This is a genomic window from Aminobacter sp. BE322 (assembly GCF_050433525.1).
Lineage (GTDB): Bacteria > Pseudomonadota > Alphaproteobacteria > Rhizobiales > Rhizobiaceae > Aminobacter.
Genome location: NZ_JBNPXB010000014.1, coordinates 1 through 20,012, shown reverse-complemented (window position 1 = coordinate 20,012; position 20,012 = coordinate 1). Strand labels below are relative to the sequence as shown.

Sequence of the window (20,012 nt, the reverse complement as noted above, 5' to 3'; positions counted from 1 at the left end):
GACCAGCTCATGGCCTTCGAACCGGACATTCCTCCGATCCAGGTGCATCTCTGCGTCAAGGGCGGCAAGGAAGCGATCGCCTTCTACGAGAAGGCGTTCGACGCCGTCGAGACCTTCGAGCAGATGGCCGAGGACGGCGTGCGCGTACTGCATGCCAACCTCGCCATGTTCGGCAGCGAGGTGATGCTGCACGACGAGTTTCCCGAGTTCGGTACCGACGTACTGTCGCCGCTGACCAGGGGCGGAGCGAGCCTCACCGTCAACATCAATCTGAAGACACCGGCCGAGGTCGATCGCGCGATCGTCAAGGCCGCAGCCGCGGGCGCGGCTATCACCATGCCGCCCGGCGACATGTTCTGGCGCGCGCGCTACGGGCGCGTGCGCGACCCGTTCGGCCATGTCTGGGCATTCAACGCGCCGCTGGGGGAGGGCAAGGAATGACGCAGTACGTTCTCGAGTTTGCCGGCCTGCTGGCGGTGTTTTCGGTGCTGATGGTGGTGCCGGGCGCGGACTTTGTCATGGTCGTGCGCCAGAGCGTGGTGCATGGCCGCCGCGCCGCCATCATCACCAGCTTCGGTATCGGCACGTCGCTGCTGTTCCACGTCAGCTACACCATCCTCGGCATCGGGCTGATCGTGTCGAAGTCGCTCCTTCTGTTCTCCATGCTGAAATGGGCGGGTGCCGCCTATCTCCTCTATCTCGGCATCAAGGCGCTGCGCGCCGGCCCGATGGAAATGGCTTCCGTCGACATGCAGCAAGGCGGCGACGAGGCCAAGGCCATTTCGGCGGTGCGCTGCTTCCTGCTGGGGTTCGTGACCAATGCGCTCAATCCCAAGGCAGTGCTGTTTTTCGTCCCCCTGTTCACCGCGATGGTCAGCCACGAGACGCCGGCTGCGGTGAAGGGCGTCTATGGCCTGCTGATGGCGGTGGTGCTGATCGCCTGGTTCGTCGGCGTGTCGATGTTCTTCACCATGGCGTCGGTGCGCGAGCGCTTCGTTGCCTGGGGCCGCTGGTTCAACAAGGCGACCGGCATGATCTTCATCGGGCTTGGCGTGAAGCTTGCTACGGTGCAGGCCGGCTGATGCGGTTTGCGGCTCTGATCCCGGCTGTCGCGATGCTGTCGGCTACGACGGCCAATGCCGCATGCCCGATCGAGCTGTCGGTCTATGGCGACCGTGACCAGGCGGCGTCGATCGATTTCCGGCCGACGCTGGAATCGGCCGCCGTAACAAACAGCTTCAAGATGGTGCTGGACAATTCCACCGTGCTCGACGGCGTCGTGATGTGGTCGGCGGAGGTCGGGCGGCCCAACGGCATGCTGATGTACCAGTGTCCCGAAGGCGACGTGACCGGCGAGGAGCTGGACGCCTGCACGGTTTGGCAGGGCGTGATCTACAGCGTCGACGAACAGGGCGGGGTTTCGCTGCTGCCGCGCGAAAAAACCGGGTCGGCGGCGCCCAGGCAGCTGATCTTTCCGGATCTCGGCCATTCCCTGCGCATGTCGGCGGCCTACGGGCCGGCCGGCTTCTCGAAAGTGCCGTGGGACGTGTTCGAGCTGCAGGGGTGCCAAGAATGAGCGCTCGGGGCAAGGTCCTGCTGGTGACCGGCGGCAGCCGAGGTATAGGTGCCGCCATTTGCCGGCTGGCCGTCGAGGCAGGGTACCGCGTGGCGCTCAACTACGCCGCTAACGAGGCGGCGGCAAAGGCTTTGGTGGCGGAGCTTGAAACTGCCGGCGGCGAGGCCATCGCGATCAAGGGTGACGTCGGCAGCGAGGCCGACGTGCTTTCGATGTTCGCCGAGGTCGACCGGACCTTCGGCAGGCTCGACGCCTTCGTCAACAATGCCGGCGTGGTCGACATGAAGGCGCGCGTCGATGAGATGAGCGCTGCCCGGCTCGAGCGCATGATGCGCATCAACGTCGTCGGTTCGATCCTGTGCGCCCGCGAGGCGGTCAGGCGCATGTCGTCGCTGCATGGCGGCGCGGGCGGGGCGATCGTCAACATCTCGTCTGCGGCGGCGACGCTCGGTTCGCCCGGCGAGTATGTCGACTATGCCGCTTCGAAGGGCGCGATCGACACCTTCACCATCGGCCTTGCACGCGAGGTCGCGACGGAAGGCGTCAGGGTGAACGCGGTCCGTCCGGGCATCATCGATACGGAAATCCACGCCTCGGGCGGACAGCCCGACCGCATCGCTGCCATTCGCGGCCTCGTGCCCATGAAGCGCGAAGGCCAGGCACAAGAAGTTGCCCAGGCCGTGATTTGGCTTTTGTCGGACGCGGCCTCATATACGACGGGCTCGATTTTGAACGTGAGCGGCGGCCGCTGACCGCCCCCAAGAGAAGGACAAGAACATGGCATATGATGTCGTCGTCATCGGATCCGGCCCCGGCGGCTATGTGTGCGCCATCAAGGCGGCACAGCTCGGCCTGAAGACGGCCGTGATCGAGAAGCGCGACACGTTCGGCGGCACCTGCCTGAACATCGGCTGCATCCCCTCCAAGGCGCTGCTGCATGCTTCGGAGATGCTGGCCGAGGCGCAGCATTCGTTCGACGCACTGGGCGTCGAGGTCGGCACGCCGAAGCTGAACCTTGCGAAGATGATGGCGCACAAGGACGCCACCGTTGCGGCCAACGTGACCGGCGTGTCGTTCCTGTTCAAGAAGAACAAGATCGACAGCTTCAAGGGCACCGGCAAGGTGTTGGGCGCGGGCAAGGTTGCCGTGGTCGGCGACGACGGCAAGATCCAGGAGATCGAGACCAAGAACATCGTCATCGCCACGGGTTCCGATGTTGCCGGCATCCCGGGCGTCGAGGTCGCCTTCGACGAGAAGGTGATCGTCTCGTCGACCGGCGCGCTGGAGCTGGATAAGGTTCCCGGCCACCTGGTGGTGGTCGGTGGCGGCGTCATCGGCCTCGAACTGGGCTCGGTATGGGCGCGGCTCGGCGCCAAGGTGACGGTGGTCGAATATCTCGACACTATCCTCGGTGGCATGGACGGCGACGTTGCCAAGCAGTTCCAGCGCATGCTTGCCAAGCAGGGCTTCGAGTTCAAGCTCGGCTCCAAGGTGACTGGTGCCGCCAAGGCCAAGAAGGGCGCGACCGTGACCTTCGAACCGGTCAAGGGCGGTGCTGCCGAGACCATCGAGGCGGACGTCGTGCTGGTGGCCACCGGCCGCAAGCCCTACACCGAAGGCCTCGGCCTCAAGGAGGCCGGCGTCGAGATGGACGAGCGCGGCCGGGTCAAGACCGACGGCCACCTGCGTACCAACGTTGCCGGTATCTACGCCATCGGCGACGTGGTCGCCGGCCCGATGCTGGCGCACAAGGCCGAGGACGAGGGTGTCGCGGTTGCCGAGATCATCGCCGGTCAGGCTGGCCATGTGAACTACGACGTCATCCCTGGCGTGGTCTACACCAGCCCGGAAGTGGCATCGGTGGGCAAGACCGAGGAAGAGCTCAAGAAGGCCGGCACAGCCTACAAGGTGGGCAAGTTCCCGTTCACCGCGAACGGCCGGGCGCGTGCCATGCTGCACACCGACGGCTTCGTCAAGATTCTGGCCGACAAGGACAGCGACAGGGTCCTGGGCGTGCACATCGTCGGCTTCGGTGCCGGCGAGATGATCCACGAGGCGGCGGTGCTGATGGAGTTCGGCGGCTCGTCCGAGGATCTCGGCCGCACCTGCCATGCGCATCCGACCATGTCCGAAGCGGTGAAGGAGGCGGCACTCGCCACCTTCTTCAAGCCGATCCACATGTAGGCGCTGGGTAGAGTTCTCGACACGAAACGGCCCGCTCGGTGAGCGGGCCGTTTTGCCTTTGGCCGGCTGTCAGCCGCCCGAAGGCGCAGGAGCCGTGGTACCGCCGCCGGAAGGCGCGGGCTCGGCGGGCGCCGGCGTTGCCGGTGCAGGCGCGGGCTCGGTCGGGGCCGGTGCGGTGGTCGAAGGCGCCGGGGCCGGTTCGGGGGCGGGAGCAGGCGTGCTTGCTGCGGGCGGCTCCGCCGGTGCAGGTGCTTCACCTGTCTTCGGTCCGAATATGTAATAGGCCACAGCCGCGAGCAGCACGACGATGATGGCTATCAGCCATGTGCTGCCCATGTTGGACTGGCGTGCAGGTGGGCGGCCTGGATCTGGATTGTTCACCATTAAGAGTCTCCCTCAGCTATGCTCCGCAATCATTGCGTGAACACCGCAATCAACGCGCGAATTGGCTTTCGGTTTCACAATGGCGTGAAATTTTGGAAACGAACGCTGACGTGGCGGCGTTTCGCCGCGCTGCAAGGACCTCCAAAGAGGACTACGCTCGCTCCGTTCTGCCATCGGGGATCCATGACATGCCTCAGTTGCCGAGCCTTCCCAGCACCGACGAACTGCTTCCCGGCGCGAGTTTTTCCGACCGCTTCGCCATCGTGGTGACCGGACAGGCCCTCGATGCGGCGACCTCGGCCGGGCGAGCCTTCTGCAACCGTCCGGCCTGGATCGGCTGGCTGATGGCGTTGCGCAACCTGCTTGTCCGGCCGTTCGGCCTGAAGACGCGGCCGACCGACGTCCCGCCGCGGCAGGAGCGGCTGGGGATGTTTCCTGTCTTCAGCCAGTCGGCGTCCCGGGTCGTGCTCGGGCTCGACGATCGCCATCTCGATTTCCGGCTGCTGGTCGAGGTCGAGGATCTCGGCGAGGGACGCCAGGAGGTCAGCGCATCGACGCTGGTCAGGCCGCACAACCGGTTCGGACGCGCCTATCTCGCGGTCGTCATGCCGTTCCATCGGATCATCGTGCCGGCGATGCTGGCGCAGGTCGCCAACGCCGGCGCTAGCGGTCGGCGACGCTGACGGTGAAGCCCGCCTTGCGGAACAGTTCGACCAGCCCGTCGGGGCCGGGCAGATGCAGCGCGCCGACGGCCATGAAGGCGCCGCCTTCGGCGAGGATCGGCGCGCCACGCTCGACCATGGTCTTGTTGCGCGCCACCACCATTGCCTGCTCGAAGGCGCCGTAGCCCTCCTCGTCGGAGCTGGCGGAGGGTAGTGCGTTGCGGAACAACGGCCAGAACTTGCCGGCTTCGCCGCGCTGGTAGAGCACCACCATGGTTTCGATGACGTCGTCCATGCGGTCGCCGAGCTTCAGCGTCTCGACCAGCCCCTGGATGTGGAACTGCATCGGCAGCGAGGCCATGGCGCGGAGCTGGTCGGCGGCGCTTTCGAGGCCCTTGACCTCCTTGCCGGCAGCCTTGGCCTGCTGCGCCAGCAAGATGTCGAGGACCGGCGCGCCGCCCGCCTTGCGGGTAAGCTCGCAGGCCGGCAACGCCACCATCGACGAGAGCATCCACGGCTTCATCTTGGCCACGCTCGCCGGCGGGATGCCGCGCGCCTCGAGCGCGGCATTGACGATCTTGGCGTCCTCTGCCGACAGTAGCGAGGGCAGCGTCGTGCTGTCGGTGAACATCATCAGGTCCGGCTGCTGCATCAGGCTTGCGAGCATCGCCTTCTGATCCAGCACGTCGGTGGTTTCCATGACAAAGGTCTTCGATGCGTCGAATGCCTTTTGCGCGGCCGGCTCCAGCGTGGTGACGCGCGGATCGGTGACGTGCATGGTTCCGTAGAGCCAGGACGGTTCGCGGCCGGGCTTTTCCAGCTTCCAGAGCAGGCCCTCGCCGTTAACGGTCTTCCTTGCCTCGGCCTCGATCTTTTCGAGCAGCGCCGGGTCGCTCTTGGCGAGGTCGGCCAGCATGTCCGAGCCGGTGCAGACCGGCGCCTGGGCGCGGGCCTGGGTGGCAAGCAGGAAGGCCACGGCGAAGAACAGGATGAAGAACAGCACGTTGAACGCTGCAAGCAGCTTCAGCGAGACGAGCGACGCACGGTCGGCGAAGGCGACGAAACGTTTCATGCTGAAGCTGTAGCGGCCAAAAGCGGCAAAACGGTTAATGGCGCGGTGACAATTGTGCGTCTCGCCGCGCTGCGGCCGTGCCTGGCCTCAGGCGCGCGGGTGGGCGGCCTCGTAAATTTCGAGCAGGCGGGAGGTGTCGACGCCGGTATAGACCTGGGTGGTGGAGAGGCTGGCGTGGCCGAGCAGTTCCTGGATTGTCCTGAGGTCGCCGCCGCGGCCGAGCAGGTGCGTGGCGAAGGAGTGGCGCAACGCATGCGGGGTCGCGGTGTCGGGCAGGTTGAGTGCCGAGCGCAGCTTGCGCATCTCGCGCTGGATGATCGCCGGGTCGAGCGGGCCACCGCGGGCACCGCGAAACAGCGCACCGTCGGCGCCGAGGTGGTAGGGGCAGAGTTTTCGGTATTCGGCGACCGCCTGCAGCGCAACCGGCAGCACCGGCACCAGCCGGGTCTTGCCGCCCTTGCCGGTGATGCGCAGCACCGTGTCGGCAGGCGAGGCGAGTTCTGTGCCTGTCAGGCCTAGCGCCTCGGAAATGCGCAGGCCCGACGCATAAAGCAGGGTGAGCAGGGCGGCGTTGCGCGCGGCGATCCACCGCTGCTCGGCGAGCTGTTCGCCCACCGAGACGACACGCTTGGCGTCGGCCGCCGTCAAAGGCTTGGGCAGCGACTTGGGCTGCTTGGGCGCGCGCAGTGCCGCGGAGCCGGCGGCATTGACCAGGCCCTCGCGTTCGAGGAAGCGCAGCAGCGAGCGTACGCCGGCCAGCCCGCGTCCCAGCGTGCGGGCGCCGGCGCCGTCGGCGCGGCGCGTGGCGAGGAAGCCGCGCAGGTCGGCCGGGCGCAGGTCACGGATGTCGGCGATGCCGGGTGGGCCGCCATTGTGCCCGGTCAGGAACTGCAGGAACTGGCGCGTGTCGCGCTCATAGGCCTCGACCGTCAGTGCCGACAGGCGCCTCTCGCCGGCGAGCGCCTTCAGCCAGCGCTCGCGCGCGCCCTGCAGGTCGGGTTTTGCGGCGATGAGGAATTCCTGCATTGGCAGCGGGGGTCCGATTGAATAAGTCAGTGTGGACCAGACGAAGTTAGCAAGCGGTGAAACGGCGATGGCCAAACTCGAGAATCCAGTCCAGATGGCCGTGATCGGCGCAGCCCACGGCATCAAGGGCGAGCTCAGGGTGAAGACCTTCACCGGCGACCCGCTGGCGCTGGCCGACTACGGGCTGCTCTACACCAAGGACGGCCGCAGCCTGGAGGTCACCGACATCCGCCCCGCCAACAACATGGTTGTGGTGCGTTTCAAGGGCGTGAACGACCGCACTGCCGCCGAGGCGCTGACCAATGTCGAACTGTTCGTCGAGCGTTCGGCGCTGCCCGACGACGCCGCCGACGGCGAGTTCTACCACACCGACCTGATGGGGCTCGCTGTTCGCGACGAGACCGGCGCCACGGTCGGCAAGGTGATCGCGGTGCAGAATTTCGGCGGCGGCGACATCCTCGACATCCACTACCAGGGCCGCAAGGGCGTGCTGATCCCGTTCACCGAAGCCGCGGTGCCGGTTGTCGACATTGCCGGCGGCTTCGTCGGCATCGACACCGTCGCCGCGGGGCTGGTCGACAGCGACGACGACGAATTCGGCCCGCCGCCGGAGGAAGGCGAGTTCGATACGCGCAAGCGCGCGCGGGAACCGAAGGACGCCGGGGGCAACCGCTGATGTTCCGCGCAACCGTGCTCACGCTCTATCCGGAGATGTTCCCGGGGGCGCTGGGGATGTCGCTGGCGGGGCGCGCGCTCGAGCGCGGCGACTGGGCGCTCGAGGCGGTGCAGATCCGCGACTTCGCCACCGACAGGCACCGCTCGGTGGACGACACGCCGGCCGGCGGCGGTGCCGGCATGGTGATGCGCGCCGACATCATCGCCAAGACGATCGATCATGCCTCGCCCGAGGGCGACCCGCGCCCGCGCATCCTGATGAGCCCACGCGGCAGGCCGCTGACGCAGGATCGCGTGCGTGAACTGGCCGCCGGACCGGGCGCGGTGATCCTGTGCGGACGCTTCGAGGGCGTCGACCAGCGCGTGATCGACGCGCGCGAGCTGGAAGAAATCTCGATCGGCGACTTCATCCTGTCCGGCGGCGAGCCGGCGGCTCTCGTGCTGCTCGACGCAGTGGTCCGGCTGCTGCCTGGCGTGATGGGCAACGAGTCGTCGGGCGAGGAGGAAAGCTTCGAGGGCGGGCTGCTCGAGCATCCCCACTACACCCGGCCGCAGGATTTCGAGGGGCGGCCGATCCCGGAAGTGCTGACCTCCGGCAACCACGGCAAGATCGCCAAGTGGCGGCGGGCCGAGGCGGAGAAGCTGACCAAGGAGCGGCGCCCGGACCTGTGGGCGGAACACGAGGCCGAGCGGTAGGGCGCAAGCCGAATTTCCCGACATGGGAAGATCGTGGCTTCCGCTGGCCTCAAACCTTGGTGAAATAATAGCCTGCCAAAAACAATCCGACCGCTACCACGAAGCTGCGGACCACGGCCTGCGGCACGCGCCGCGCCGTCCAGACGCCGGCATAGCCGCCGAGTGCCACGCCCGGCACCATGATCGCCGCTTCCGCCCAGGCCACCACCCCGCCTGAGGCGAAGATGACGATGGCAACCGCGGCGATGACGATGGACAGCATGTTCTTCAGCGCATTGAGGCGGTGGTAGTCGCCGCCCTCGGTGAGGCCGAGGGTGGCGAGCATCATCACGCCCATGCCGGCGCCGAAGAAGCCGCCATAGATCGAGGTGAGGAACTGGACGATGCGGCCGGCGCGCGAGGACGGCACGCCTTCGGGTCGCTGGGCGAGCTTTTTCGGCCGGAGCCAGGGGCCGGCGGCAAAGAGTGCTGTGGCGGCGAGCAGCAGCCACGGCACCAGCGCGCCGAACGAGACATTGTCGAGCGACAGCAGGATCAGCGCTCCGGCCAGCGCGCCGATGGCCGAGATGAAGGCGAAGGCGAGGGCGCCGCGCCACATGCGCCTGATGTCGGCGAGATAGGCGTAGGTCGATGTGACGTAACCGGGGAACTGGGCGATCGACGAGGTGGCGTTGGCCGAGATCGGCGGAATGCCGATCATGGTCATGGCGCCGAAGGTGAGGAAGGTGCCGCCACCGGCGATGGCGTTGACGACGCCCGACAGGAAGCCGGAGAGGAAGAGAATGGCGACGGAAAGAAGCGACAAGGCTGGCCTGCGGGTGCGTTGCGGTCCAACCGTCTCTATGCAGCGACGGCCCACAAGGCAAGGGATGCTGCCTTCCCGGTTCTTGCCGCCGTCGTGCGGAGAAGAAAAAAGCCGCCGGAGCTTGCGCCCCCGGCGGCCTTGATTCACGTGCAACGCTGCGGCCGCCTTACGCGGCGAGGTCGCGCAGAACGTACTGCAGGATGCCGCCGTTCTTGAAGTAGTCGAGCTCGTCGAGCGTATCGATGCGGCAGAGGATCGGAACGTCCTTCGTCGAACCGTCGGCGAAGGCGATCTTGGCCGTCATCTTCTGGCGCGGCTTGATGGTCTCGAGACCGTCGATCGTCACCTGTTCGTCGCCCTTCAGGCCGAGCGTCTTCCAGGTCGTGCCCTCTTCGAAGGTGAAGGGGATCACGCCCATGCCGACCAGGTTCGAGCGGTGGATGCGCTCGAACGACTGGGCGATGACCGCGCGCACGCCGAGCAGGTTGGTGCCCTTGGCTGCCCAGTCGCGCGACGAGCCGTTGCCGTACTCGACGCCGGCGAAGATCACCAGCGGCACGCCTTCGCTGCGGTACTGCATGGCGGCGTCGTAGATCGGCATCTCTTCCTTCGACGGATAGTGGAAGGTGTAGCCACCCTCGCGGCCGTTCTCGCCCAGCATGTGGTTGCGGATGCGGATGTTGGCGAAGGTGCCGCGCATCATCACCTCATGGTTGCCGCGGCGCGTGCCGTACTGGTTGAAGTCGGCGACGCCGACGCCATTGTCCATCAGGTACTTGCCGGCAGGCGAAGCCGCCTTGATCGAACCGGCCGGGGAGATGTGGTCGGTGGTGATCTTGTCGCCGAACAGGCCGAGCACGCGAGCGCCCTTGATCTCGCCGATCTGGCCGGGCTTGGAGCCCATGCCGACGAAGTAAGGCGGGTTCTGCACATAGGTCGAGTCGTCGTCCCATGTGTAGGTCTGGCCTTCCGGCGCCTGGACGTTCTGCCAGTTCTCGTCGCCCTTGAAGACGTCGGCATACTTGCGGGCAAACAGCTCGCGGGTGACGTTCTTGGCGATGAACTCCTCGATCTCGGCGCTGGTCGGCCAGATGTCCTTGAGGAACACCGGCTTGCCGTCGCGATCCTCGCCCAGCGGCTCGGTCGTCAGGTCCTTGGTGACCGTGCCGGCGAGCGCGTAAGCCACCACCAGCGGCGGCGAGGCCAGGTAGTTGGCCTGCACGTCGGGCGACACGCGGCCTTCGAAGTTGCGGTTGCCCGAGAGCACGGCCGCACCGATCAGGCCCTTGTCGTTGATGGTCTTGGAGATCGGCGCCGGCAGCGGGCCGGAGTTGCCGATGCAGGTGGTGCAGCCGAAGCCGACGAGGTTGAAGCCGATCTGGTCGAGCTCCTTCTGCAGGCCGGCCTTCTCGAGATACTCGGCCACCACCTGCGAACCGGGAGCCAGCGAGGTCTTGACCCACGGCTTCTGCTTGAGGCCGACGCGGTTGGCGTTGCGGGCGAGCAGGCCCGCTCCGATCAGCACGCTCGGGTTCGAGGTGTTGGTGCAGGACGTGATCGCCGCGATCACCACGTCGCCATGGCCGAGGTCGAAGGTCTCGCCCTCGACGGCGTAGCGCTTGGCGGTGTCGACGGTCTTCTTGTACTCGGCTTCCAGCGCCTTGGCGAAGCCCGAGGCGATGCCTTCGAGCGGGATGCGGCCTTCGGGACGCTTCGGGCCGGCCATCGACGGCACGACTTCGGAGAGTTCGAGTTCGAGCAGGTCGGTGAAGACGGGGTCGGCCGACGAGGCGTCGCGCCACATGCCCTGCGCCTTGGAATACTCCTCGACGAGCGCAATGCGGTTTTCGGCGCGGCCCGACATGTTGAGGTAGCGGATGGTCTCGGAATCGACCGGGAAGAAGCCGCAGGTCGCACCGTACTCGGGCGCCATGTTGCCGATGGTGGCGCGGTCGGCCAGCGTCATGTTGGAGAGGCCGGGGCCGAAGAACTCGACGAACTTGCCGACGACGCCCTTCTTGCGCAGCATCTGGGTGACGGTCAGCACCAGGTCGGTGGCGGTGACGCCTTCCTTGAGCTTGCCGGTCAGGCGGAAGCCGATGACCTCGGGCAGCAGCATGGAGACCGGCTGGCCGAGCATCGCGGCTTCGGCCTCGATGCCGCCCACGCCCCAGCCGAGCACGCCCAGGCCGTTGATCATGGTGGTGTGCGAGTCGGTGCCGACGCAGGTGTCCGGATAGGCCGTCGTCACGCCGTCCTCGGTGTTCGTCCAGACGGTCTGGGCGAGATATTCGAGGTTGACCTGGTGGCAGATGCCGGTGCCGGGCGGCACGACGCGGAAGTTGCGGAACGCCTGCTGGCCCCACTTCAGGAACTTGTAGCGCTCTTCGTTGCGCTCATATTCCAGTTCGACGTTGCGGGCGAAGGCCAGCGGGGTGCCGAACTCGTCGACGATGACCGAGTGGTCGATGACGAGGTCGACCGGAACCAGCGGGTTAATCTTCTCGGGGTCGCCGCCGAGGGTCTTGATGCCGTCACGCATGGCGGCGAGGTCGACAACGGCCGGAACGCCGGTGAAGTCCTGCATCAGCACGCGGGCCGGACGGTAGGCGATCTCGACGCCGGCGGTGCCCTTGTCGGTCAGCCAGCCGGCAACGGCCTGGATCGATTCCTTGGTGACCGAGCGGCCGTCTTCGTTGCGCAGGAGGTTCTCGAGCAGCACCTTCATCGAGTAAGGCAGCTGCGAGACGCCGGTAAGGCCGTTCTTCTCGGCCTCGACGAGGCTGTAGTAAACATACTCGGCCCCACCCGCGGTCAGGGTGCGGCGGCAATTGAAACTGTCGAGTGATTTGGACACGTGCGATCCATCCTTGTCTGTTCAGCCTACACGGGAACGGACTCCGATGGCATGCAATCACGCGCAAAGGTGCGGGTACGGCCATTTCCGCTGTCCGCTCCCAAGCAACCCGAGCCGTTCAAGGCGGCGCGTGCGCTGGTTCGGCGCAAATTCTGTTTCCATGCCGACCGCTGGCATGGTCGAGTGGCATATAGAGAATTTCCTGGAATAGTTCTAGACGGAGAATCGCCTAATTTGCTGCGACGCGAAGCGGCGGCAAACCGGTTTCGGCGACGGGGGAAACATGCGGCTGATCGCCGACGATCTGAGCGGGGAAAGGGGTGGCGAAACGGTCTTCGCCGGCGTCGATTTCGCGCTCGGAAACGGCGAGGCGCTCGCCGTCACCGGGCCCAACGGCTCGGGCAAGTCGACGCTGCTGAGGATAGTCGCCGGTCTCCTGCCGCACGCCCATGGGCGAATCGCCGTGGAGGGCGGTGGCGAGGAGTTCCCGACGGTTGCGTCCGCCTGCCATTATCTCGGCCACCAGAACGCGATGAAGGCGGCGCTGACGGTCTCCGAGAACCTGGAATTCTGGCAGAGCTTTGCCGGCAACGGCAAGCTCGACATTGGCGAGGCGCTGGCGGACGTCGGCCTCGACGGTCTCGGCCATCTGCCCTTCGGCTATCTGTCGACCGGCCAGAAGCGCCGCGCCGCGATTGCCAAGCTGTTGATCAGCCATCGCCCGGTCTGGCTGCTCGACGAACCGACCGCAGGCCTCGACAAGGCCTCCGACGCGCAGTTCGCAGCCCTCATGCGCGGCCACTGCCGGGCCGGCGGAATCATCGTCGCCGCGACCCACCTGCCGCTCGGGCTGGAAGGCGCGAAGGCGCTGGAGATGGAGCGGATGCATGTTTGATAGCTCCGCGCTTCTTCACACCCCCCTCTGTCCTGCCGGACATCTCCCCCGCAAGGGGGGAGATTGGCAGCTCCAGCCTTGCCGCCATTCCTGCACCATTGGCGATTGGCGACGACCGGCCCACAGCGTGATCTCCCCCCTTGCGGGGGAGATGTCCGGCAGGACAGAGGGGGGTGCGAAGAAGCGCGACCTTTCCGCCCAGATCAATGGAAGGCAGCTCTCATGCTAGCCCTCTATCTCCGCGACCTCAGGATGGGCATCCGCGCCGGCGGCGGGGCGCTGACCGGCGTACTGTTCTTCCTTGCCGTCATCGTCACCATCCCCTTCGGCGTCGGGCCGGACCTCAACCTGCTCGCCCGCATCGGCCCGGCGATCCTCTGGATCGGCGCGCTGCTCGCCAGCCTGCTCGGCCTCGACCGGCTGTTCCAGGCCGACCGCGAGGACGGTTCGCTCGACCTGCTCGTGCTCAACGCCGACCGGCACCTGCTGGCGCTGACCGTCTTCGTCAAATGCCTTGCCCACTGGACGGCGAGCGTGCTGCCGCTCGTCGTCGCCGCCCCGATGCTCGGCCTGTTCATGAACATGGAGCCCGCCGGCATCGGCGCCGCCGCCCTCACCTTGCTCGTCGGCACGCCGGCGATCGTCTTCGTCGGCGCCGCCGGTGCGGCGGTCACCGTCGCGCTGCCGCGCGGCGGGCTGCTGATCTCGGTGCTGATCCTGCCGCTCGTCATTCCCGTGCTGATCTTCGGCGTCACCGCCGCCTACGGCGCGGCCAACGACCCGGACCCGTTCATGCCGCCCTTCGTGATCCTCTGCGCGCTGACCCTGTTCCTCGCCGTCATCGGCCCGCTGGCGGCGGCGGTGGCGCTGCGTTCGGGCACCGACTGACCAACTCTGCCCGACGATCACGATCGCTTCATCGCGGCCGGGTGCGGCGCGGCGTCCAATTGCATGAGCGCGTGCTCATGGCTAATTGAAGCCATGGTCGGAAAGATCGACATGTTTGAACTTTGCCAGCGGACTGCCGCCCGATGAGCGCACACGCCCTCTACGTCACGGCCGCTTACGGCGCTTCGGCGCTGGCCATAGCCGGCCTGGTCCTGTGGATCCTCTGCGACCAGCGCGCCCGCAAGCGCGAACTGGCGGAACTCGAAGCCGCCGGCCATCGCCGCCGCTCGGACCGCAGCGGAGCCCGTCCATGAGCACCGAAACCGAAAATCCGCCACGCCCGCGCAAGCTGTTCATCCTGCTGCCGCTGCTGCTCTTCCTGGCGCTGGCGGGTGTATTCCTGGCCCAGCTCCTGTCCGGCCGCGACCTTGCGGTGGTGCCGTCGACGCTGATCGGCCAGGCGGCGCCGAAGACAGAATTGCTACCGCTCGAGGGCGTGTCGCTGCCCGGCCTCAACTCGGCGGATTTCATCGGCAAGGTGACGCTGGTCAATGTGTGGGCGTCGTGGTGCGCGCCCTGCCGCGAGGAGCATCCGGTGATCGTCGAGCTGTCCAAGGACCAGCGCGTGACGGTGGCGGGGTTCAACTACAAGGACAAGCCCGAGAACGCCCGCCGCTTCCTCGGCGAGCTCGGCAATCCCTTCGATGTCCTGGGCGTGGACCCGAAGGGCCGCTCGGCGATCGACTGGGGCGTCTACGGAATTCCCGAGACCTTCCTGGTCGGCAAGGACGGCAAGGTCGCGTTCAAGCATGTTGGTCCGATGACGCCGGAATCGGTGCGGGCGACCCTCATGCCGGAAATCGAGAAGGCGCTGGCGGCGCAGTAGCCGGGGCGCCTCAGGCTCCTCGGATGGATGGCTCGGCGCATCGTCGTCATGCGCCGGCGTGGATTTGCTGGGGCGCGCCCGCTACGAACGCGCCGTCCGGTTTAGCCGTAAACCTGCTTGAAGGCCTGATACAGCATCTCGCTGCGGTCGGCGCGCATGTCGGCCAGGTCGCGGCCCGAGAAGCTGTCGATCTCGGCGACGAGGCGCTTGTACTGCTTGCGCTTGGCGGCGCTCTGGCGCGCACGGCTCAGAAGGCTGTCGAAGAACATGGTTCCGTTCCTTTCATCCGCCGCACGTTGCAGCGTGATATGACCTCCCTGACCAATCTCAGGATGACATAGGAACTGCTGCGCTGCAAAATAAGATGCTGCAACGCAGCAATGCGCCTTGCGCATGGCGGGTTAACGAAGAGTCAGGATATCGGGCAACCCGGCCTATTTGCCGGGCTGCTCCTCCAGCGAATGGCGCATGATCAGCGGCATCTGGCTGAAGGTGAAAAGCAGCGTGATCGGCATGATGCCCCACACCTTGAAGGCCACCCATGTGTCGGTCGAGAAACTGCGCCACACCACCTCGTTGACCACGGCGAGGAACAGGAAGAACAGCCCCCAGCGGAAGGTCAGCTTGCGCCAGCCCTCGGCGTCGAGCTTGAAGGCGGAATCGAAGACGTAGCCGAGCAGCGACTTTCCAAACAGCAGGCCGCCGAGAAGGATGACGCCGAACAGCGTGTTGACGATGGTCGGCTTCATCTTGATGAAGACGTCGTCCTGCAGATAGAGCGTCAGCGCGCCGAACACGAAGACCACCGCGCCCGACAGCAGCGGCATGATCGGCAGCGACCGGGTCAGTATCCACGAGGCTGCCAGAGCGATCGCCGTGGCGGCCATGAACAGGCCGGTTGCGATGAAGATCGGCCCGCCGAGATCGGCCAGCGCCGGGAAGCGGGCTGCGAGCCATTCGCCGCGCGCATTGGCGAAGAAGAACACCACCAGCGGCCCGAGTTCCAGCACCAGCTTGAGCAGCGGGCTGACCTCCTGCTTCTTGCGCTGCGGATCGGAGGGGTCGCGTTCGAGAATGGGTGCGTTCATGGCTTCCTGGCTTCCGATCGTTTCCGGCTAGCGGAAACGCATCAGGCGACTCCCGCGATCGCCTTGGCGAAATCGCTCGCCGAAAATGGTTCGAGATCGTCGACCTGCTCGCCGACGCCGATGAAATAGACCGGCAGTCTATGTTTGGCTGCGATTGCGACCAAAATACCGCCGCGCGCCGTGCCGTCGAGTTTTGTCATCACCAGTCCGTTCACGCCTGCGACATTGCGGAAGATCTCGACCTGGTTGAGCGCGTTCTGGCCGGTGGTGGCGTCGACCGTCTGCAGCACCGTGTGCGGCGCCTCGGGGTCGAGCTTGCCGAGCACGCGCACGATCTTCTCGAGCTCGGCCATCAGCTCGGCCTTGTTCTGCAGGCGGCCGGCCGTGTCGATGATCAGCACGTCCGAGCCCGCTTCCTTGGCCTTCTCGAAGGCGTCGTAGGCGAGGCCCGCGGCGTCCGCCCCGAGCTTGGTGGCGATGACGGGCGACTTCGTCCGCTCGCCCCAGATCTTCAACTGCTCGATGGCCGCGGCACGGAAGGTGTCGCCGGCGGCGAGCATCACCGACAGCCCGCCTTCGGTCAGCTTGGCGGCGAGCTTGCCGATGGTGGTGGTCTTGCCGGTGCCGTTGACGCCGACGACCAGGATGACATGCGGCTTGTGCGAGAGATCGAGCTCCAGTGGCAGCGCCACCGGCTTCAGCACCTTCTCGACCTCGACGGCCATGATCGAGCGGACCTCGTGGTCGGACACGTCCTTGCCGTAGCGGCTCGACGCCAGCGCGTCGGTGACGCGCAGCGCGGTCTCGACGCCGAGATCGGCGCGGATCAGCACGTCCTCGAGGTCCTGCAGCGTGTCTTCGTCGAGCTTGCGCTTGGTGAAGATGCCGGCGATGTTGCCCGACAGCTCCTTGGACGAGCGCGACAGGCCCTGGCGCAGGCGCTGGAACCACGACAGGCGCGGCGCCGGCGCAGCGGTTTCGACGACTTCGGCCTTCTGCTCGACCTTCTTCTGGACGGTGACCTTGCCGGCGGACGGTTTTGGCTCTGCCGCAGGAGTGGCCGGTACGGGCGCCACATGGGCGGGCTCGACACCGACCGGCTCGGGAACAGCCTGTACAGGTGCCGGCTCGGCAACGGTTTCGCGCAGCGCAGCAACCGGCACGACCTCTTCTCCCCCCTTGAGGGGGAGATGGTCCGAAGGACCAGAGGGGGGCGTCTCGGCAGTGCTCGACGCCGCGCCCGACGATCCGGCGACCCCACCCGGCCGCTGCGCGGCCATCCTCCCCTCAAGGGGGAGGGGCATCGCAGCCGGCTCCGGCTCGGGCGCGCGCATCGTCGGCGCGGTTGCCGGTTGCTCCGGCTGAGCCGGGATCTCCTGGGGAAATTCCGGCGTGGACGGTTCTGCCGGCGGAACGGGGACCTCGACCGGTGCCGGTTCCGGCTCCACCGGGCTCGGCACTGGCGCCGGCTGCTCGGCGGGCTTTTCGGGCTCGGTCGCAGGACCTTCCGGTTCCGGTGCGGGCTCTTCCGGCGGAGCCGGCTGCGGCGCAGGTTCGACCGGCACCGGCTGTTCGGCCGGCTTGGGCTCGGGCACGACGGGTGGCGCCGGCGGGGTTTCGGGCGCAGGTTCCGGCTTCGGTTGCTCAGGCACGGCCTCTTCTCCCCCCGTGAGGGGGAGATGGTCCGAAGGACCAGAGGGGGTCACCTCGGCAGCGCTCGGCGTCGCGTCAGTCGATTGGGCGACCCCACCCGGCCGCTGCGCGGCCACCCTCCCCTCAAGGGGGAGGGAAGTCGCCGGCAGTTCTTCCGCCGGCTTCAGCGCTTCGAGCGCCTCGAAATTCAGCGGTGGCAGCGCTTCGGTCTCGGCCGGCTGCTCCGCCACCTCCTTCTTGCCGAAGGAAAAGACTTTCTTGATGAACCCGAATGCCATGCGGTCGCTTTCGTCAGGCCGCGCGTGCGGCGGCCGGTGCCGCTGTCAGCCGTTCGCCGTCATGTCCGGCGATGTCGACCTCGACGATCTCGCCCGCTTCGCCCCGGTCGAGCGCGACGAGCGTAAAACCTTCCGTGCGCCCGAGCCCCTCGCGCTCGACCAGCACTCTCTGGTGCGAGCCCTTGAGGCTGTCGAGATGGCGCGAATAGGCGACGTCGCCGGCGGCGCGCAGGCGCGCGGCGCGTTGCTTGACGATCTCGCGGCGAAGCTGCGGCATGCGCGCGGCGGGCGTGCCTTCGCGCGGAGAGAACGGGAAGACGTGGAGATGGGTCAGCCCGCACTCCGCGACGATGCGGATCGAGTTCTCGAACATCTCGTCGGTTTCGGTCGGGAAGCCGGCGATGATGTCGGCGCCGAAGACGATGTCGGGCCTGAGCTTGCGCACGTCGGCGCAGAACCGGATCGACTGGTCGCGCAAATGGCGGCGCTTCATGCGCTTCAGGATCATGTCGTCGCCAGCCTGCAGCGAAAGATGCAGGTGCGGCATCAGCCGAGTCTCGGTGGCGACGGCCTCGAGCAGATCCTCGTCGGCCTCGATGGAATCGATGGAGGACAGGCGCAGGCGCCTGACATCGGGCACCTGGCGCAGGATGGTCTTGACCAGCTTGCCCAGCCGCGGCGCGCCCGGCAGGTCGGCGCCGTAGCTGGTCATGTCGACGCCCGACAGCACCACCTCGGCATAGCCGTTGCCGGCAAGGCGCTTGATCTGCTCGACCACGGCGCCCATCGGCACCGAACGCGAATTGCCGCGGCCGTAGGGGATGATGCAGAAGGTGCAGCGATGGTCGCAGCCGTTCTGGACCTGCACGAAGGCGCGCGCGCGGCCCTCGATCGCATCGACCATGTGGCCGGCGGTCTCGCGCACCGAAAAGATGTCGTTGACGCGGGCCTTCTCGAAGTCGTTGACGCCGAAGTCGGGCAGCGCCCGATAGTTGTGCGCCTTGAGCTTCTCTTCGTTGCCGAGGACGAGATCGACCTCGGCCATGTCGGCGAAGGCGGCCGGATCGGTCTGCGCCGCACAACCGGTGACGATGATGCGCGCGTCCGGGTTCTCGCGCCGCGCCTTGCGGATCGACTGCTTGGCCTGGCGCACGGCTTCGCCCGTCACCGCGCAGGTGTTGAAGATGACCGCGCCGCCCTTGAGCTCCTCGAGCCCGGCGGCCTTGGCCTCGCGCTTCATCACCTCTGACTCGTAGGTGTTGAGGCGGCAGCCGAAGGTGACGACATCCACCGCCATCAGGCGACGTCCTGCTGGTCGCGGCGCCAGGCGCCGGTGGCGGGATCGAAGCTGCCGGAGAATTCCCACTCGGCCGGGCCGGTCATGACCACGTGGTCGTCGTCGCGCCAGTCGATCTTGAGCGTGCCGCCGCTGGGCACTGTGACCGTGACGGTCCGTCCGGTGCGGCCCGTGCGCGCGGCGGAAACGGCAGCCGCGCAGGTCGCCGAACCGCAGGCCAAGGTCAGGCCGGCGCCGCGTTCCCAGGTGCGCAGGTTCAGCGTCTCGCGCGACGTCACCTGCGCGATCGAGATGTTGGCGCGCTCGGGGAAGATCGGATGATTTTCGAGCAGTGGGCCGAAACGGTCGAGATCATAGGACCAGACGTCGTTGTCGACCCAGAAGATGGCGTGCGGGTTGCCCATCGAGGCGACCGAGGGCGAGTGCAGCACGGGCGCATCGATCGGCCCGATCTGCAGCTCGATGGCGCGCGTGTCGCGGAATTCTTCCGCCAGCGGAATGTCCTGCCAGCCGAAGCGCGGAATGCCCATGTCGACCGAGATCGAGCCGTCCTCGTGCTCCTCGGCATTGAGGATGCCAGCGACGGTCTCGAAGGTGAAAACCTTCTGCCCGGTCTCGGCGGCCAACGCCTGCACGACGCAACGCGTGCCGTTGCCGCAGGCCTGGGCATGGGTGCCGTCGGAATTGATGATCTCGATGTAGTTCGCCGTGCCCGGCGTGCGCGGATCGTGGATCGCCATGATCTGGTCGAACTTGGTCGCCGGATCGGCGGCCAACGCAATCGCCGCGGCGGGGGTAACGCGGTCCGCACGGCCGCGCATGTCGGCGACGATGATGTCGTTGCCGAGCCCGTTCATCTTGGCGAAAGGGGCCTCATTGGCCATGGCGAAAAATTCTCGCGGCTGTTTGGCGCCTATATGGCGGAAAGCTCGCTGAATTACCAGTGTCGCGCCAATTTGTGTGACCCGCCCAGCAACGCGACAATTGCCAGCGCCTAAGAGTCCGTTTGGAAAGTCAGGGATGGGCATTCCGGCGTAGGAGGTTGCCGCCCATGGCGACGAGGATCATGGCCTGGGAGACGTCAATCCGC

General features: G+C 66.7%; 21 protein-coding genes. 12 read left to right on the top strand and 9 right to left on the bottom strand.

Features of this window, described 5'->3' with window-relative positions; genetic code table 11:
- Nucleotides 1–9 precede the first annotated feature (9 nt).
- The 6 genes from J2X50_RS18215 to J2X50_RS18190 all read left to right on the top strand — a co-directional run bounded on the left by J2X50_RS18215 (nucleotide 10) and on the right by J2X50_RS18190 (nucleotide 4,827).
- On the top strand, nucleotides 10–441 hold the full coding sequence (locus J2X50_RS18215) for a VOC family protein (RefSeq protein ID WP_429097083.1): 432 nt from the start codon (nucleotides 10–12) through the stop codon (nucleotides 439–441).
- Nucleotides 438–1,082, top strand: a complete 645-nt coding sequence (locus J2X50_RS18210; RefSeq protein ID WP_429097080.1) for a LysE family transporter — start codon at nucleotides 438–440, stop codon at nucleotides 1,080–1,082. Before J2X50_RS18215 ends, J2X50_RS18210 begins: the two co-directional genes overlap by 4 nt.
- Complete coding sequence (locus tag J2X50_RS18205; protein ID WP_429097078.1) at nucleotides 1,082–1,576, top strand: hypothetical protein; 495 nt, start codon at nucleotides 1,082–1,084, stop codon at nucleotides 1,574–1,576. Before J2X50_RS18210 ends, J2X50_RS18205 begins: the two co-directional genes overlap by 1 nt.
- Nucleotides 1,573–2,328, top strand: coding sequence for an SDR family oxidoreductase (locus J2X50_RS18200; protein ID WP_429097076.1), 756 nt, complete (start codon nucleotides 1,573–1,575; stop codon nucleotides 2,326–2,328). Before J2X50_RS18205 ends, J2X50_RS18200 begins: the two co-directional genes overlap by 4 nt.
- 25 nt (nucleotides 2,329–2,353) lie before the next feature.
- Nucleotides 2,354–3,760 (top strand): dihydrolipoyl dehydrogenase, encoded by a 1,407-nt coding sequence (gene lpdA, locus J2X50_RS18195; protein ID WP_429097074.1) that lies wholly within the window; start codon nucleotides 2,354–2,356, stop codon nucleotides 3,758–3,760.
- A gap of 572 nt (nucleotides 3,761–4,332) precedes the next feature.
- Nucleotides 4,333–4,827, top strand: coding sequence for a DUF2867 domain-containing protein (locus tag J2X50_RS18190; protein ID WP_429097071.1), 495 nt, complete (start codon nucleotides 4,333–4,335; stop codon nucleotides 4,825–4,827).
- Here J2X50_RS18190 and J2X50_RS18185 read toward each other — a convergent pair.
- Both J2X50_RS18185 and J2X50_RS18180 read right to left on the bottom strand, forming a co-directional pair.
- Nucleotides 4,808–5,878, bottom strand: a complete 1,071-nt coding sequence (locus J2X50_RS18185) for a TraB/GumN family protein (protein ID WP_429097070.1) — start codon at nucleotides 5,876–5,878, stop codon at nucleotides 4,808–4,810. The two genes, J2X50_RS18190 and J2X50_RS18185, sit on opposite strands and share 20 nt — an antisense overlap.
- A gap of 87 nt (nucleotides 5,879–5,965) precedes the next feature.
- A complete protein-coding gene (locus tag J2X50_RS18180; protein WP_429097068.1) occupies nucleotides 5,966–6,904 on the bottom strand; it encodes a tyrosine recombinase XerC in 939 nt (312 codons plus the stop codon).
- Nucleotides 6,905–6,971: 67 nt separating this feature from the next.
- Here J2X50_RS18180 and rimM point away from each other — a divergent pair, with 67 nt between their 5' ends.
- Both rimM and trmD read left to right on the top strand, forming a co-directional pair.
- Complete coding sequence (gene rimM, locus J2X50_RS18175) at nucleotides 6,972–7,580, top strand: ribosome maturation factor RimM (RefSeq protein WP_429097066.1); 609 nt, start codon at nucleotides 6,972–6,974, stop codon at nucleotides 7,578–7,580.
- The gene (gene trmD, locus J2X50_RS18170; protein WP_429097289.1) at nucleotides 7,577–8,275 is read left to right on the top strand and encodes a tRNA (guanosine(37)-N1)-methyltransferase TrmD; all 699 of its coding nucleotides are present in this window, start codon (nucleotides 7,577–7,579) and stop codon (nucleotides 8,273–8,275) included. The genes rimM and trmD overlap by 4 nt, the downstream gene beginning before the upstream one ends.
- A 49-nt stretch (nucleotides 8,276–8,324) precedes the next feature.
- Here the strand turns inward: trmD and J2X50_RS18165 are convergent, their stop codons facing one another.
- Nucleotides 8,325–9,080 carry a sulfite exporter TauE/SafE family protein gene (locus J2X50_RS18165; RefSeq protein ID WP_429097065.1) on the bottom strand — a complete coding sequence of 252 codons (756 nt, stop codon included), beginning with the start codon at nucleotides 9,078–9,080 and terminating at the stop codon, nucleotides 8,325–8,327.
- 166 nt (nucleotides 9,081–9,246) lie between these two features.
- Entirely contained in the window at nucleotides 9,247–11,937 is a 2,691-nt protein-coding gene (gene acnA, locus J2X50_RS18160) for an aconitate hydratase AcnA (RefSeq protein ID WP_429097064.1), read from the bottom strand.
- A 283-nt stretch (nucleotides 11,938–12,220) separates the two neighbouring features.
- Here acnA and ccmA point away from each other — a divergent pair, with 283 nt between their 5' ends.
- The 4 genes from ccmA to J2X50_RS18140 all read left to right on the top strand — a co-directional run bounded on the left by ccmA (nucleotide 12,221) and on the right by J2X50_RS18140 (nucleotide 14,606).
- Nucleotides 12,221–12,832, top strand: coding sequence for a heme ABC exporter ATP-binding protein CcmA (ccmA, locus tag J2X50_RS18155; protein ID WP_429097063.1), 612 nt, complete (start codon nucleotides 12,221–12,223; stop codon nucleotides 12,830–12,832).
- Nucleotides 12,833–13,054: 222 nt separating this feature from the next.
- Complete coding sequence (ccmB, locus tag J2X50_RS18150) at nucleotides 13,055–13,720, top strand: heme exporter protein CcmB (protein WP_429097062.1); 666 nt, start codon at nucleotides 13,055–13,057, stop codon at nucleotides 13,718–13,720.
- Between the two features lie 143 nt (nucleotides 13,721–13,863).
- Nucleotides 13,864–14,034, top strand: coding sequence for a heme exporter protein CcmD (ccmD, locus tag J2X50_RS18145; protein ID WP_429097061.1), 171 nt, complete (start codon nucleotides 13,864–13,866; stop codon nucleotides 14,032–14,034).
- Nucleotides 14,031–14,606, top strand: coding sequence for a DsbE family thiol:disulfide interchange protein (locus J2X50_RS18140; protein WP_429097058.1), 576 nt, complete (start codon nucleotides 14,031–14,033; stop codon nucleotides 14,604–14,606). Before ccmD ends, J2X50_RS18140 begins: the two co-directional genes overlap by 4 nt.
- 101 nt (nucleotides 14,607–14,707) lie before the next feature.
- On the opposite strand, the gene J2X50_RS18135 is transcribed toward J2X50_RS18140, so the two are convergent.
- The 5 genes from J2X50_RS18135 to dapF form a co-directional block, all read right to left on the bottom strand.
- A complete protein-coding gene (locus tag J2X50_RS18135; protein ID WP_340040837.1) occupies nucleotides 14,708–14,875 on the bottom strand; it encodes a hypothetical protein in 168 nt (55 codons plus the stop codon).
- Between the two features lie 165 nt (nucleotides 14,876–15,040).
- Nucleotides 15,041–15,694, bottom strand: coding sequence for a septation protein A (locus tag J2X50_RS18130; protein ID WP_429097056.1), 654 nt, complete (start codon nucleotides 15,692–15,694; stop codon nucleotides 15,041–15,043).
- Between the two features lie 41 nt (nucleotides 15,695–15,735).
- A complete protein-coding gene (gene ftsY, locus J2X50_RS18125; RefSeq protein WP_429097054.1) occupies nucleotides 15,736–17,625 on the bottom strand; it encodes a signal recognition particle-docking protein FtsY in 1,890 nt (629 codons plus the stop codon).
- 13 nt (nucleotides 17,626–17,638) lie between these two features.
- Nucleotides 17,639–18,922, bottom strand: coding sequence for a tRNA (N(6)-L-threonylcarbamoyladenosine(37)-C(2))-methylthiotransferase MtaB (gene mtaB / locus J2X50_RS18120; RefSeq protein WP_429097052.1), 1,284 nt, complete (start codon nucleotides 18,920–18,922; stop codon nucleotides 17,639–17,641).
- A complete protein-coding gene (gene dapF / locus J2X50_RS18115) occupies nucleotides 18,922–19,806 on the bottom strand; it encodes a diaminopimelate epimerase (protein WP_429097049.1) in 885 nt (294 codons plus the stop codon). Before dapF ends, mtaB begins: the two co-directional genes overlap by 1 nt.
- Nucleotides 19,807–20,012: the final 206 nt, after the last annotated feature.